The 14,571-nt window shown below is 70.1% G+C and carries 9 protein-coding genes; 6 read left to right on the forward strand and 3 right to left on the reverse strand.

Annotated elements, in window-relative coordinates; all coding sequences use genetic code 11:
* Positions 1-110 precede the first annotated feature (110 nt).
* A complete protein-coding gene (gene apbC / locus KY49_RS18480) occupies positions 111-1,202 on the reverse strand; it encodes an iron-sulfur cluster carrier protein ApbC (RefSeq protein ID WP_010091016.1) in 1,092 nt (363 codons plus the stop codon).
* A 351-nt stretch (positions 1,203-1,553) separates the two neighbouring features.
* Between apbC and KY49_RS18485 the strand changes: the two genes are divergently transcribed.
* The 4 genes from KY49_RS18485 to KY49_RS18500 all read left to right on the forward strand — a co-directional run bounded on the left by KY49_RS18485 (position 1,554) and on the right by KY49_RS18500 (position 7,322).
* Complete coding sequence (locus KY49_RS18485) at positions 1,554-2,198, forward strand: OmpA family protein (RefSeq protein ID WP_042586068.1); 645 nt, start codon at positions 1,554-1,556, stop codon at positions 2,196-2,198.
* Between the two features lie 374 nt (positions 2,199-2,572).
* Entirely contained in the window at positions 2,573-4,747 is a 2,175-nt protein-coding gene (gene metG, locus KY49_RS18490) for a methionine--tRNA ligase (RefSeq protein WP_042586069.1), read from the forward strand.
* A 288-nt stretch (positions 4,748-5,035) separates the two neighbouring features.
* A complete protein-coding gene (locus KY49_RS18495) occupies positions 5,036-6,190 on the forward strand; it encodes a hypothetical protein (RefSeq protein ID WP_231636455.1) in 1,155 nt (384 codons plus the stop codon).
* On the forward strand, positions 6,174-7,322 hold the full coding sequence (locus KY49_RS18500) for a DNA methyltransferase (protein ID WP_042586071.1): 1,149 nt from the start codon (positions 6,174-6,176) through the stop codon (positions 7,320-7,322). Before KY49_RS18495 ends, KY49_RS18500 begins: the two co-directional genes overlap by 17 nt.
* A gap of 22 nt (positions 7,323-7,344) precedes the next feature.
* On the opposite strand, the gene KY49_RS18505 is transcribed toward KY49_RS18500, so the two are convergent.
* Both KY49_RS18505 and KY49_RS18510 read right to left on the reverse strand, forming a co-directional pair.
* Entirely contained in the window at positions 7,345-11,367 is a 4,023-nt protein-coding gene (locus tag KY49_RS18505; RefSeq protein WP_042586072.1) for a translocation/assembly module TamB domain-containing protein, read from the reverse strand.
* A 28-nt stretch (positions 11,368-11,395) separates the two neighbouring features.
* Positions 11,396-13,204, reverse strand: coding sequence for an autotransporter assembly complex protein TamA (locus KY49_RS18510; RefSeq protein ID WP_042586073.1), 1,809 nt, complete (start codon positions 13,202-13,204; stop codon positions 11,396-11,398).
* Positions 13,205-13,426: 222 nt separating this feature from the next.
* On the opposite strand from KY49_RS18510, the gene KY49_RS18515 reads away from it, so the two are divergent.
* Together KY49_RS18515 and KY49_RS18520 are read left to right on the forward strand one after the other, a co-directional pair.
* Positions 13,427-13,615 (forward strand): DUF3460 family protein, encoded by a 189-nt coding sequence (locus KY49_RS18515; RefSeq protein WP_042586074.1) that lies wholly within the window; start codon positions 13,427-13,429, stop codon positions 13,613-13,615.
* Between the two features lie 4 nt (positions 13,616-13,619).
* A complete protein-coding gene (locus KY49_RS18520) occupies positions 13,620-14,537 on the forward strand; it encodes a segregation and condensation protein A (RefSeq protein ID WP_042586075.1) in 918 nt (305 codons plus the stop codon).
* Positions 14,538-14,571 lie beyond the last annotated feature (34 nt).

Below are 14,571 nucleotides of genomic sequence, written 5' to 3' on the forward strand. Positions count from 1 at the left end.
CCGCGTGTGACGCGGCGCCCGCCGGACGGGTAAAGGGACCCTGGAAAAGTCGCCATGATACCGCGCATCGCGGCGGCGTAAACAGCGTCCGGCCCCGCCCCGCAAGGGTTTTACGTATTTTGAACAACGATGCTCGGAAACTTCGACGTCATGTCGCGCGCGCGCTCGGCAATCGCGAGCGCCACGCCGCGCGCAATTTCCCGGTAACGCTGCGCAAGCTTGCCGTCCGGATCCGCCGCGACCGTCGGCGCGCCGCCGTCGGCCTGCTCGCGGATCGCGATGTCGAGCGGCAGGCTGCCGAGCACGTTCACGCCGTAGTCCTGCGACATCCGCTGCGCACCGCCGGCGCCGAAAATGTGCTCCTCGTGGCCGCAGTTCGAGCACACATGGATGCTCATGTTCTCGACGATGCCGAGGATCGGGATGCCGACCTTCTCGAACATCTTCAGGCCCTTCTTCGCGTCGAGCAGCGCGATGTCCTGCGGGGTCGTGACGATCACCGCGCCCGTCACCGGCACGCGCTGCGCGAGCGTCAGCTGGATGTCGCCGGTGCCCGGCGGCATGTCGACGATCAGGTAGTCGAGCTCGCGCCAGTTGGTCTGGCGCAGCAGCTGCTCCAGCGCCGACGTCGCCATCGGGCCGCGCCACACCATCGGGTTGTCCTCCTCGATCAGGAAGCCGATCGAGTTGGCCTGCAGCCCGTGGCCGACGAGCGGGTTCATCGACTGGTTGTCCGGCGACTCGGGCCGCTGGCCATGGATGCCGAGCATCGTCGGCAGCGACGGGCCGTAGATGTCGGCATCGAGGATGCCGACCGACGCGCCTTCCGCGGCCAGCGCGAGCGCGAGGTTGACGGCCGTCGTGCTCTTGCCGACGCCGCCCTTGCCGGACGCGACCGCGACGATGTTCTTCACGTTCGGCAATAGTTTGACGCCGCGCTGCACGGTATGCGCGACGATGTCCTGCGAAACGGCGACGCGCGCGTCGCGCACGCCCGGCACGGCCTCGAGCGCAGCGCTCACGCGCGCGCGCACGTCGTCGTGAAGGCTCTTCGCCGGATAGCCGAGCACGACGTCGACGCTCACGACGTCGCCGTCGATCGCGACGTTGCGCACGCCCTTGCTGGCCGCATACGGGCGGCCGGTGTTGGGATCAACGACAGCCGCGAGCGCGGCGTCGACGAGTGCCCGGTCAATGCTCATCGAAACTCCGTGAAAACGTTCTTTCCGCCGTCAAACGTCAAGAATTATCAAATAACGCGGCGAAAATCGGGAAAAGTGAAAGAATCTGTTGCATGCCATTGCGCGAACGCGCCGGCCGGCGCAATCTTCGCGTGCGGCACGCCATGGGGCCAAATCGACCCCGTACTGCCTATATTGTAGAGGCTGACGCGTCGCGCTGCCCGAACAGCCACGCTGCCGGGCAGGGCATGCGGTCGCCGCGGCGGCCGCCGCGCGTGCAGGATCGCCCCCTCTTTTTCCGGGCGGGCCTGCCCGGGAAGCCGTACCTGTTGTTGTCGTTGTCGACTCGTTCAACCAAGAGAGGAATCCAACATGAACATGAAAATCGCGACTCGCCTGTCGGTCTTCGTATTGGCCGGTGCGGTTCTCGCCGGCTGCGCGACGTCGCCGCAAGGCACCAACACGGCCGTCGGCACCGGCGCGGGCGCCGCACTGGGCGCCGGCATCGGCGCGCTGGCGGGCGGCGGCAAGGGCGCGGCGATCGGCGCAGGCGTCGGCGCGCTGGTCGGCGGCGTGACGGGTTACAACTGGCAGGCGATCAAGAACAAGCTCGCGCCGTCGGCGGCCCAGACCGGCACGCAGGTGACCGAGCAGCCGGACGGCTCGCTGAAGCTGAACGTGCCGAGCTCGGTGACGTTCGCGACGAACCAGTACGCGATCACGCCGGCGTTCACGCCGCTGCTGAACGACCTCGCGACGACGCTGAACCAGAACCCGCAGGTCACCGCGTCGGTCGTCGGCTACACCGACAGCACCGGCTCGGCGGGGTTGAACCAGACGCTGTCGCAGAACCGCGCGCAGAGCGTCGTCAACGCGCTGACGCAGCGCGGCGTCGCCGGCGGCCGCCTGTCGGCGCAAGGCATGGGCGCGTCGAACCCGATCGCCGACAACGCGACCGAAGCCGGCCGCGCGCAGAACCGCCGCGTCGAGATCTACCTGCGCGCTGCGCAGCACTAAGCGCGCAGGCGGGGAATGCACGGCTCGCGTCGCCCGCACTGCCCCGCCGGACAAGGCTTCCGGCGGGGCATGTAACAAATCGAAAAAAATTTCGAACTTCTGTCGCGTTCCGTGGTCTTTCTTTACGGTACGTGGCTGGTGTTGCCGGCGCGTCACCATTCTCCTCTTGTCGTTGTTGCTCCGGGGCCGTATCCGCCCCGGTTTTTTTTGCCTGCACAATTTGTGCTGCATCGCAACATCCGACACCCGGGCACGCCGCTTGCGGCCCGCTGCGTCCCGCCCGCGCGGCCTGCGCCGGCCACCCGCCTGTCCGGCCCGCGCCCCTGCTAGAATCGCTGTTTCCAGTGGTTTCCCGCCGTTCCTCTACAGACCCTATGTCCGCATCCGACCTCACTTTCGTGCAGGCCGCGCCGCAAGGCCGCCGCCAGATTCTCGTCACGTCCGCTCTGCCGTATGCCAACGGCCAGATCCACATCGGCCACCTGGTCGAGTACATCCAGACCGACATCTGGGTGCGGACGCTGCGAATGCACGGCCATGAGGTCTACTACATCGGCGCCGACGATACGCACGGCACGCCGGTCATGCTGCGCGCCGAGAAGGAAGGGCTGACGCCGAAGCAGCTGATCGACCGCGTGTGGACCGAGCACAAGCGCGACTTCGACAGCTTCGGCGTGTCGTTCGACAACTTCTACTCGACCGATTCGGACGAGAACCGCGTGCTGAGCGAGCAGATCTACGTCGCGCTGAAGGAAAACGGCCTGATCGCCGAGCGCGAGATCGAGCAGGCGTACGATCCCGTCAAGGAAATGTTCCTGCCGGACCGCTTCATCAAGGGCGAGTGCCCGAAGTGCCATGCGAAGGACCAGTACGGCGACAGCTGCGAAGTGTGCGGCTCGACCTACCTGCCGACCGAGCTGCTGAACCCGTATTCGGTGGTGTCGGGCGCGACGCCGGTGCGCAAGACGTCGAAGCACTACTTCTTCCGCCTGTCCGATCCGCGCTGCGAAGCGTTCCTGCGCGACTGGGTGAGCGGCCTCGCGCAGCCGGAAGCAACCAACAAGATGCGCGAATGGCTCGGCGACGCCGGCGAAGCGAAGCTCGCCGACTGGGACATCTCGCGCGACGCGCCCTACTTCGGCTTCGAGATCCCGGGCGCGCCCGGCAAGTATTTCTACGTGTGGCTCGACGCGCCGGTCGGCTACTACGCGAGCTTCAAGAACCTGTGCGACCAGCGCGGGATCGATTTCGACGCGTGGATCCGCAAGGGCTCGACCGCCGAGCAGTACCACTTCATCGGCAAGGACATTCTGTACTTCCACACGCTGTTCTGGCCCGCGATGCTCGAGTTCTCCGGCCACCGCACGCCGACCAACGTGTTCGCGCACGGCTTCCTGACGGTCGACGGCGCGAAGATGTCGAAGTCGCGCGGCACGTTCATCACCGCGCAAAGCTACATCGACACGGGCCTGAACCCCGAGTGGCTGCGCTACTACTTCGCCGCGAAGCTGAACGCGACGATGGAAGACCTCGACCTGAACCTCGACGACTTCCAGGCGCGCGTGAACAGCGACCTCGTCGGCAAGTACGTGAACATCGCGAGCCGCGCGGCGGGCTTCCTGCTCAAGCGCTTCGACGGCCGCGTGCAGGACAGCGCGATGAACCACCCGCTCGTCGCGAAGCTGCGCGACGCGATTCCCGGCATCGCCGCGCACTACGAGGCCCGCGAATACGGCCGCGCGCTGCGCCACACGATGGAGCTCGCCGACGAAGTCAACGCCTACGTCGACGGCGCGAAGCCGTGGGAGCTCGCGAAGGATCCGGCCAACGCCGTCGCGCTGCACGAGACCTGCAGCGTCAGCCTCGAGGCGTTCCGCCTGCTGTCGCTCGCGCTGAAGCCGGTGATGCCGCGCGTGGCGGTTGCGGTCGAGGCGTTCTTCGGCATCGCGCCGCTCGCATGGGCCGACGCCGCGAAGCCGCTGTCGTCGGAACAGCCGATCAAGGCGTACCAGCACCTGATGACCCGCGTCGACGCGAAGCAGATCGACGCGCTGCTCGCCGCGAATCGCGATTCGCTGGCCGGCGCGGGCGCCTCGACGGATGCGGCCGGCAGTGCGAAGGCTGCGAAAGCCGCGACGGCCGACGCCAAGGCCGCGAAGGCGAACGCGAAGCCCGCAGCGGCCGCGAACGGCGCGGACGGCACCGACGCGCCCATCTCGATCGACGATTTCGCGAAGATCGACCTGCGCATCGCGAAGATCGTCGCGTGCCAGGCGGTCGAAGGCTCGGACAAGCTGCTGCAGCTCACGCTCGACGTCGGCGAGGAGAAGACCCGCAACGTGTTCTCCGGGATCAAGTCCGCGTACCAGCCGGAGCAGCTCGTCGGCAAGCTGACCGTGATGGTCGCGAACCTCGCGCCGCGCAAGATGAAGTTCGGCCTGTCCGAAGGGATGGTGCTCGCGGCGTCGGCAACCGACGAGAAGGCCGAGCCGGGCCTCTACATCCTCGAGCCGCACAGCGGCGCGAAGCCCGGCATGCGCGTGAAGTAAGCGGCGCGCGCCGCCGCTTTTGCGCGACAGCCCCGCACGAAGCGTGCGGGGCTTTTTTTATGTTTGAGCCGCGCGGTGCGTACCGCGGACGGATTCCGCTACCATGTCGGCTTGCGCGGCAGCCGCTCGCGCATGCTGACGCAATATGCAGCACCGGAACCCGCCGGATTCCGAAGACCGCCGCGAGCGGTCGGCCACGGGCCGTGGCGGCGGGCTCCGCCCACAGAACAACGAAATGAAAACGCACCCGACACCTTCCCGGCCGGCCGGACGCGCGCGTCGTCCCGCATGAGCCGCACCCGTTCCCCGATGACGATCCCGCTCGTGCCGGTCGCCGACGCGAACGGCGTCGCGCCGCTCGTCGCGCACAGCCGTGCGTTCGGCGCGCTCGCCGAACGCTTCGCGTGGCTCGCGCTGCGCGAGCCGCCCGCCGACGACAATGCCCGCTGGCACACGCACATGCTCGGCAAACGCGCGATCCGCTTCGCGCAGCCGCTGACGTTCACGCCCTACGCCGCCGCGCAGCCCTGCTCCGCGCGCTGCCGGTTCTGCTCGGAAACGCTCGTCGACGAGACTGCGTCCGGCCCGATGGCCGCGAGCCTGCGCCCGGGCGCGAACTATTTCGACCGGCTCGGCCGCGCGCTGCGGGCGCTGCGCGGCGTGCCGCTGTCGTATTCGCTGTCCGGACTAGAGAACACCGACGATCCGGGCTGGCTGCTGTCGCTCGTCGCGACCCTCGGCGCGGCCGGCGACGACGGCCCCGACGTCGGCGGCAGCGTGCTGTACACGAACGGCGCGGGCCTCGTCGAGCACGGCGGCGCGCTGCTGCCCGCGCTCGCGAGCTTCGGGCTGTCGTGGCTCGAATGGTCGCGCCATCACGATCGCGACGACGTGAACCAGTCGATCATGCGCTTTCGCCCCGGCCAGCCCGTGATGCGCGACGCCGCGTTCGAGACGGCGTTCGCCGCCGCGCGCGAGCGCTTCCCGGTCAAGCTCGTCTGCATCGTGCAGCGCGGCGGCGTCGAGACGCCGGCCGACGTGCTCCGTTATCTGGACCGCGCACGCGTGCTCGGCGCGAGCGCCGTGATCTTCCGCGAGTTCTCCGCGCTGCCCGACACGTACCGGCACAACGCGACGCGGCGCTACGTCGACCACGCGCGGATCGCGATCGACGCGCTGCTGCTCGCGTGCGTCGCCGACCCCGCGTTCGCGTCCCGGTGCGAGCCGATCGCGCTGACGGGCGGCTACTACTTCTGGAACGCGCGCTGGGCGCACCGCGACGGGTTCGAGGTCGTGTTCGAGGCGTCCGACTACGGCGCGATGCGCGAGCATGAACTGCGCGACGCCGTGTACAAGCTCGTATTTCATCCGAACGGCAACCTGTGCGCGGGCTGGCAACCGACGCGCGACATCCTGTGGAGCGACGATGACCACCGTGACTAGCTGGCTGCGCCTGACCGAAGAGGCCGCCGACACCACCCTGCCCGCCGACCTGCGCGCGCGGGATTCATTCGCCGCGCGTGATTGCGGCTGGGTCGAGCAGATGGTGCCGTTCATCGGCAGCCACGCGACGCCGGGCGGCTGGATCGTCGATCCGTTCTGCGGCTTCGGCACGACGCTCGTCGCCGCCGCGCAATGCGGCGCGCCGGCGCTCGGCGTCGAGGTCGATCCGGAGCGCGCGGCGTTCGCGCGCGAACGGCTCGCGCGGGCGGGCGCCGCGGCCGGCCGCCATCCGGTGCTCGCGGGCGACCTGTCGACCGCCGCGACGCAAGCCGCCGCGCGCGACGCCGGCGGCCCGTTCACGCTGTGCCTGACGAGCGTGCCGTATTTCGGCTGCGACGAGCTGCCCGGCAAGGCGGCCGACGGGCAGCTGTACGGCGTCGCGCACTACGCGCCGTATCTGGAACGGATGCGCAACGTATTCGCGGGCGTGCACGCGCTGCTCGAACCGGGTGGCTGGTGCATCGCGATGGCGCAGAACCTGCGCCTCGGCGGCCGGTTCGTGCCGCTCGCGTGGGATGTCGCGCGGCTGCTCGGCGAACGCTTCGTGCTGCACGAGGAACGCGTGCTGATCTACGAACGCGCGGGCGGCCCCGCGCCGCACGGCGACGGCGCGACCGATCGCACGCACGAGTACGCGCTCGTGTGCCGCAAGGCGCCGCTTGCGAGCGACGCCGACGCCGCCCGTGCGCTCGTCGCCGCGCTGACGCGCGACGGCTTCGCGTTCGCCGTGATCGGCGGCTTCGCGCGCCGGCTCGCGGCCGAAGCGGGCCATGGCGATGGCGACGCCGACGACGACACCGATACGCCGCTGAACGACGTCGACCTCGTGGTGCCGCCCGACGACGCGGGCGTGTCGCGGCTGCTGCAATGGCTGGAAGCCGACGGCTTTTCGCTGGAATCGTGGAATGCGCGGATCACGCCGCCTGTCGCGGCCGCCGCGCTGCGCTACCGTCACTACTTCCGCGCGCGGCGGATCGATGCGCGCGGTCGGCTGTTGCAGGTCGACGTCACGGTCGCCGACTCGCAGGAAGGATACGCCGCGTGCGCGGCGGCAGGCGCGAACGACCGTTGAGCCGGTTGCGCGCGCGCCGCCGTCACCGCTGGCCGAACCACCGGTCGAAGCGCCGCGTGTAGTTCAGGTCGACGCCCTGGAACGTGCCGCCGTACGCGGACACCGACCAGAAGCGCGTCAGGTTGATCGTCGCCTTGAACGCGTTGGCCGCCGATTGCAGCCCCTGCTCGTAGCCGAGCACGAAGCGCTCGTTGATCGCCTTCGAGATCTGCACGACCTGCGGATCGGTCAGGCCGACGTCGCTGCGGCCGATCGAGAATTCATCGAGGCCGATGCTCTGCGCGACGCGCTTGCCGGTCGCGCTGCCGAGCAGCGCGAGCGCGGCGGTCATCGCGTTCTGCTGGCCGACGTTGTTGCCCTGGTCGGTGCCGTGGCCGAACAGCAGCCACGACAGCTTCTCGTTGTCGGTCACGTTCGGCTCCGACACGAGCTTCACCGTCGGCGCCTGGATCGTGCCCGTCACCTGCACGCCCGCCTCGACTTCCTGGTTGCGCCGCATCGCGAGGATGTTGATGCCCGGGTTCGACACCGGGCCGTTGAACGTGAAGAAGCCGTTCTCGACCGCGAGCTTGCGGCCGAACGACGTGTACGTCGAGCCTTCCGTCACGCGCACGTTGCCGACCGCGCGCAGCGGCACGCCGGGCGCGCTCATCACGGTGATCGTGCCGCGCAGCCCGAGATCCGCGCCGTGGCCCTTGAAGCGGAAGTCGTTGCCGAGGCCGATGTCGATGTTCGCGCGCGGCGCGAGCGACGGCGCAGGCTTGTCGGTCGCCTGCTGCGGCTTCGCGACCGCGGTGCCGGTCTGCGTCTCGCCGCGCACCGTGCTGTCCTGACGCACGATCACCACGTCGTCGGACAGGTGCGGCGCCGCCTGTTCCGGCAGGTCGAACAGCGCATGGTCGACGACGAACTTGCCGTCGATCGCGAGCCCGCCGTGCGCCCCCTCGTTCGCGACCGTCGCCTTGCCCGACAGCGACAGCTTGCGGTCCGGCGCCGCGAACAGCTCGAGCTTGTCGGCGACGATGCTCGCGGTCAGGTCGGGCGCCTCGTTGTCGAGCCGCACGCGGCCGATCGCGCGCAGCGTGCCGTTGCCGCCGTGGAACTCGACCTGCTGGAATTCGACGAGGTTCTCCGCCAGCCGGATGCGCACGATGCCGTCCTTCAGCTGCACGCCCTGGTCGACGAGCGTCGCGGACAGGTCGTCGCCCGTCAGCATCCCGGACACGTTCGGCTTCGCCGGCGTGCCGGCGACCGTCAGCTTCAGCGCCGCGCGCCCGCCGAGCAGGTAGCTCGGCCCGAACAGGTTGCCGGTCGCCCTCAGCGACGGGACGTCGGCCTCGATGCGGCCCGACAGCGGGCCGTCGTCGGCGACCGCGAGCATGCCGTCGCGCGGCGCGAACGGCACCGCGACGCTCGCGTCGAGCGTGCCGACCCGGTTCGCCTTGCCCTGCACGGTCACGTTCAGCCGGTTGCCCGCGCCGAACACGGCGCGCGCCTGCAGGTCGGTGAGCCCGAGCGACGCGATCCCGCGCGCGGTCTCGACGGTCACGTCGCCGCTGCGCCGTCTGACCTGCAGATGGCCGGTCGCGCTCGCGCCGAGCGCGAAATCCCAGTCGGCGTCGAGCACCACGTCGGTCCGCACCGGCGCTCGCTCGCCCGTCAGTTCCTGGCGGACCTCGAGGAAGCGCGCGACCGACGCGCCGCTCACCGTGCCCACCGAGCGCAGCAAGCCGTGGTCGAACACGAAGGTCTTCAGGTCGATCGCCGCGCCTTCGAGCGTGAGCTTCGCCGCGCCGAGCGTCACGCGCCCGGCGCCCGCCGATACGGCGAGCGGCGACTGCAGCGCGAAGGCCGGCGTGCCGCGGTTCGCAAGGCGCGTCACGGTGCCGTCCCAGCGCATCCCGTCGCGGCTTTCGACGACGCCGCCGTTCGCCGCGACCGTCAGGTCGATCACGCGCCCGCCCGCCATCCCGAGCGCCGACGCGTCGAGCGTGTGCTTCGCGCGCGTGCCGTCGAGGTTCGCGCGCAGCGTCTTCAGCTGCAGCGAGCCGAGCGCCACGTTGCTCGCGTCGGCCGTGAACACCAGCGCGCCGTGCGCGCCGTCGCGAATGTCGGCACGGCCCTGCGCGGCGCCGATCCGGTTCGCGCCGAACACGACGCCCTGCGCCTTGTAGGTCGCGGTCACGTTCGGGTGCGCGAAGCTGCCGGTCAGGTCGCCCTGCGCCTCGACGAGCCCCGCGACGCCGAAGCCGAGCCGGTCGAGCTGCGGCGCATCGACGACGAAGCGCAGCCGGTCGCCGGGCGCGCCGAAGCTGCCGCGCAGGTCGACGCGGTTGCCCGCGATCGACAGGTTCGCGTTGCTCGGCAGGATCCGCGCGCCCGCGAGCTGCACGATGCCCGCGCCGGTCAGCGGCAAGCCGTCGTACAGGCTGTCGCCGAGCTTGAAGGTCGCCTTCGTCGACACTTGCGGCGCGAACGCGCCCGACGCGGTCAGCGTGCCGTTCACGCGTGTCTCGCCGCGCTTCGCGGGCGCAGCCTTGGGCACATTCCCGGCCGCCTTGCCGGCGGCTGCCGGCGGCGCGCGCATCGCGGCGAGCAGCAGCGGATCGAAGTCGGCGAGCGTCGCCTTCGCGTCGTAGCTCGAATGCGCGTCGTGGCGGAACACGCCGCTCAGGTCGATGCGCCCCTTGGCCGCCGTCACGCGCGCATCGGTCAGCACCGTCTGCTGCGGCGTCAGCGCGACCTTCGCGCGCGCGCCGAGCGCGAGCTTCGGATCGTTCAGGTCGAACTCGACGGTTTGCACGCCGCGCGCGAGCGTCACGCCGACCGGCCCGCCGAGCCGCATCGGGCGCAGTTCAGCCACGAACGCATTGAGGTCGAGATTCGCGACCTTCAGGTCGAAACGGCCCTTGCCGCCCGCGAGCGCGCCACCACCCGTCACGCTGCCGTCGCGGACCAGCTTCAGCGCGAGGCCGTCGATCCGCTGCGCGTGCGCGTCGAGATTGACGGTCGCATGTGCGTCGACGACGGGCAGCAGGTACTCGCCGAGCGTGCCGGGCTTCGCGTTGACGATCGACACCGGGCCGGTCACCGCGAACCCCTTCGCCGGCGCGGTCACGGGCGCCAGCTCCGCGCGCACCGCGAGATCGGCGGCCGGCGCGCCCGGCGCGATCGCCTGCGGGTTCACGTGATCGAACGCGAGCGACGCGCGCGTGAGCGGCACCGCGCCGAACGGCGCGGCCTCGACATGCGCGCGCCCGTTGAGCTTCATCCCGCTCGCAGTGACGTCGGCGACGAGCGCTTCGAGCGAACCCGATACGTTCGCGCTCGCGTTGACCGGTTCGTCCGCAAGCTTGCCCGCGTAGGTCGCGTCGCCCGTCAGCGCGAACGGCCGCACGCCGTCGAGCTTCGCGCGCGCACTCAGCGCGCCGTACTCCGTATCGAGCCGCTCGAGCGCAAGCTCATGGTGGCGGCCGTCGCTGCGGCCGCTCAGCGCGAGATGGTCGAGCTGCGTCGTCGAGCCGCCTTCGTGGATCGCGAGACGGTCGAAGCGCAGGTCGACGATCCGCAGCTGCAGCGGCAGGCGCAGGTCCTGCGGCATCACGGTCGGCGTCGGCGGCCCCGGCACGATCCGCACGTCGATCGTGCCCGCGCGCAGCGCGTCGATCGTCAGGCGCAGCGGCGCGCGGGTCAACGCCCAACGGCCGTCGAGACGGTCGATCCGCACCTCCGTGCCCGTGCCGTCCGGGCTCGTCCACGCGAACGCGCGCAGGCGCACGCCGGTGGCCAGCGCGCCGCCTTCGAGCGTGCCCGCGAGCCGCCCGCCGAGCACGTGCACCGCCGTCTGCCACGCGAGCCGGGTGCCGCGCTCGGTCGTGACCGCGGCGAGCGCGAGCCCCGCCACCAGCACGACGAGCAGCACGACGCCGGCCAGCGTCCACGCGACGCCGCGCACGAGCCGCGACCGGCGCGGCGCATCCTCGGGCGCGCGCTCGGGCGAGTCCGGATCGTGGGGCGGCGGCGTGTCGTGGGCGTCCTTCGTCATGCGGTGCGTGATGGATGAATCGGTTGGGTCAGAATGCGACGCCGAGCGTCAGGTACGGGCGCACGCTGTGGTTGCGCAGCCCGTAGGCGAGGTCGACATTGATCGGGCCGACCGGGCTGCGCCAGCGCGCGCCGACGCCGACGCCCTTGTAGAACACCTTCTCGCCCCACGCGTCGGTCGCGGTGCCGACGTCGAAGAACGTCGCGGCGCCCCAGTCGCGGTTGAACCAGTGCTGGTATTCGGCGGTGCCGGTCGTCAGGTACTTGGTCGGCAGCACCGAGCCGGCGACGCTGTTGCCGATGCTCTGGTAGCCGTAGCCGCGCACCGAGTTCGAGCCGCCCGCGCGGAACAGCAGCGACGCCGGCACGCCGGTCGAGCTGCCGCTCGTGAACACGCCGCCCAGCTCCGCGCGGAACACGAACAGGTCGCGCTTGCCGATCGGCACATACTGCTGGCCGCGCGCATAGCCGCGGATGAAGGTCTGGTCGGTGAGCACGTTCTTGATCGCGAAGCCGGCCTCCGCATGAATCAGGTTGCCCGAGCGCGGGAACAGCGGATCGTCGACGTTGCGGCGCGTCCATGCCCACTGCGGCACGAGCGCGCGGCTCATGGTCGGTCCCGCGCCGTTCTGCTTGAGCCGGTCCTGATAGAACATCAGCGAATACGCGTAGTCGATGTACTGCCCGGTGCGGGTGCGCTGCACGCCGACCCGTGCGCTGTAGATGCGCGTGTCCGACACGTCGGTGTTCGTATACGACGCGAGCACGCTGTTGGTCCACGCGCGCGGCCCCGGCGGCATCGACAGCTGCACCTGGCCGTACTGCTGGATCTGGTCGAGCCGGCCCGACACCGTCAGTGGCCAGGCCGCGCCGAACGTGTCGAGGTACGTGTACGCGCCCTGGATGTGCGGGCCGGTGTCGGTCGCGTAGCCGACTCCGCCGCGCACGCTGTTGTAAGGGTACTCGCTGACCTTCACGTGCACGGGCGTCTGGTCCGGCTTCTCGGTGTCGTTGCCGACGTCGATCGCGACGCTCGCGTAATACGGCGTGTTCTGCAGTTGCCGCTGCAGCTCGGTGATCCGCTGCACGTCGTAGATCTCGCCTTCGGACAGCGGATTGACGTTGGTGACGATCTTCTCCGGATAGCGGCGCACGCCTTCGACGTCGACCTTGCCGATCGTAAACGTCGGGCCGCTGTCGAACGTGACCGCGAGCGTCGCGCGCTGCGTGCGCGGATCGATGCGCGCCTCGGACGCGGTGATCTTCGCGCCGAGGTAGCGGCGCGACTGCAGCTGCCTGAGCGCGGCGCCCTTCGCGGCGTCCCAGCCCGCCTGCGTGAACGGCTCGCCCGTCTTCAGCGAGAACGCGAAGCGCGTCGCGGCCTCCTGCTTCGGGTCTTCCGAGCCGACCGGCCCGTTGAACGTCAGGTCCACCGACGACACGACGGTCTGCGGCCCCGGATCGACCGCGATCTGCACGCTGCGCTTGCCGTCGCGCGTGCGCACGTCGGTGCGCACGACCGGCGAGAAATAGCCTTCGGTCGCGGTCAGGTCGCGCACCTGCTGCGGCGTGGCGGTGACGAGGAAGTCGAACTGGTCGTCGCTGACGTCGTCGCGCTTGCCGAAGCGCGCGATGTCGAGGTGCGACTTGAGCAGCTTGCGGACCGCGCGCGGCGCGTCGATCTCGACGTCGTATTTCGCCCAGGCGGGCAGTGCGGCGAGCGCGGCCAGGCAGCCGGCGAGGATGCGCGCGGCCCGGGCCGCGCCGGCGTCGCCGCGTCGGGCGCCCCGCGCGGCGTCATGCGCCGTGTTTCGTTGAAGGTGTGCCTGCCCCGCCAAATATGACCTCGCCCTCAATGATGTGAATTGTTCGAAAACCCGTATTTGACCACACGGACGTCGCCGCCCCCGCCCGCGCGCCGCTTTGATGCTTGCGCGCAACGGCGCGACGCCCGCGCGTTCGACGCGCGTTTCGCGCCGGCCGTTCCCCGCGATGCGGTAAAATCCCGCCATCGCACAATCCGGCGCGTTGCGCGCCGCCCTGAAACGGAAAGCCAAGCCATGCCGTACCAGTCCGACGTCACGCAATTCCTGAACCAGCTCAAGCAGCAGAAGCCGACGCTCGAGGAAGAGCAGCGCAAGGGCCGCGCACTGCTGTGGGACAAGCAGCCGATCGACCTCGACGAGCGCGCCGCGCAGCAGGAATCGCGCGTGAAGCAGACGTCCTACGTCTACTACCAGAACTTCTGACGACGTGAGCGCCGCCGACGAGGCCAGCGCCGCCCGGCCTGACGCGGCCCGGCCTAATGCGGCCCAGCCTGACGTGGCCCGGCCTGAAGACGCGGTCGCCGCGCCCGCGGGTGCCGATTCGACGCCCGACACGGTCGACGGCGTCGCGGCGTTCGCTCGCCTGTACGGCGAGCCGCTCTTCAAGCTGCCGCAGGACCTGTACATCCCGCCCGACGCGCTCGAGGTGTTCCTCGAAACGTTCGAAGGCCCGCTCGACCTGCTGCTCTACCTGATCCGCAAGCAGAACTTCAACGTGCTCGACATCCCGATGGCGCAGGTCACCGCGCAGTATCTGGGCTATGTCGACCAGATCCGCGCGTCGAACCTCGAGCTCGCGGCCGAGTACCTGCTGATGGCCGCGATGCTCATCGAGATCAAGTCGCGGATGCTGCTGCCGGTCAAGAAGGCCGACACCGGCGAGGAGGCGGAAGATCCGCGCGCCGAGCTGGTGCGCCGCCTGCTCGAATACGAGCAGATGAAGCTCGCCGCGCAGCGCCTCGACCAGCTGCCGCAGCTCGGCCGCGACTTCCTGCGCGCCGAGGTGTACATCGAGCAGAGCATCACGCCGCGCTTCCCCGACGTGAATTCCGACGACCTGCGCGCCGCGTGGGCCGACGTGCTCAAGCGCGCGAAGCTCGTCCAGCATCACAAGATCTCCCGCGAGGAGCTGTCGGTGCGCGAGCACATGAGCCTGATCCTGCGCAAGCTGCAGAACGCGCGCTTCATGGAGTTCGCCGAGCTGTTCGACACGTCGCGCGGCGTGCCGGTCGTCGTCGTGAACTTCATCGCGATGCTCGAGCTGGCGCGCGAATCGCTCGTCGAGATCACCCAGCCCGAACCGTTCGCGCCGATCTACGTGCGCCTCGCGTACCTGCCCGCCTGAACCGCACCGCCGGGCGGCGCGCCGGACCCGGCCC

Origin of the sequence: Burkholderia sp. MSHR3999, from assembly GCF_000833595.1 — a bacterium.
Classification (GTDB): Bacteria; Pseudomonadota; Gammaproteobacteria; order Burkholderiales; family Burkholderiaceae; genus Burkholderia; species Burkholderia ubonensis.

What these genes read in the sequence shown, in the direction of transcription:
- apbC (WP_010091016.1), bottom strand. Translation starts at nt 1,202, where the DNA reads ATGAGCATTGACCGGGCACTCGTCGACGCCGCGCTCGCGGCTGTCGTT.
- KY49_RS18485 (WP_042586068.1), top strand. Translation starts at nt 1,554, where the DNA reads ATGAACATGAAAATCGCGACTCGCCTGTCGGTCTTCGTATTGGCCGGT.
- metG (WP_042586069.1), top strand. Translation starts at nt 2,573, where the DNA reads ATGTCCGCATCCGACCTCACTTTCGTGCAGGCCGCGCCGCAAGGCCGC.
- KY49_RS18495 (WP_231636455.1), top strand. Translation starts at nt 5,036, where the DNA reads ATGAGCCGCACCCGTTCCCCGATGACGATCCCGCTCGTGCCGGTCGCC.
- KY49_RS18500 (WP_042586071.1), top strand. Translation starts at nt 6,174, where the DNA reads ATGACCACCGTGACTAGCTGGCTGCGCCTGACCGAAGAGGCCGCCGAC.
- KY49_RS18505 (WP_042586072.1), bottom strand. Translation starts at nt 11,367, where the DNA reads ATGACGAAGGACGCCCACGACACGCCGCCGCCCCACGATCCGGACTCG.
- KY49_RS18515 (WP_042586074.1), top strand. Translation starts at nt 13,427, where the DNA reads ATGCCGTACCAGTCCGACGTCACGCAATTCCTGAACCAGCTCAAGCAG.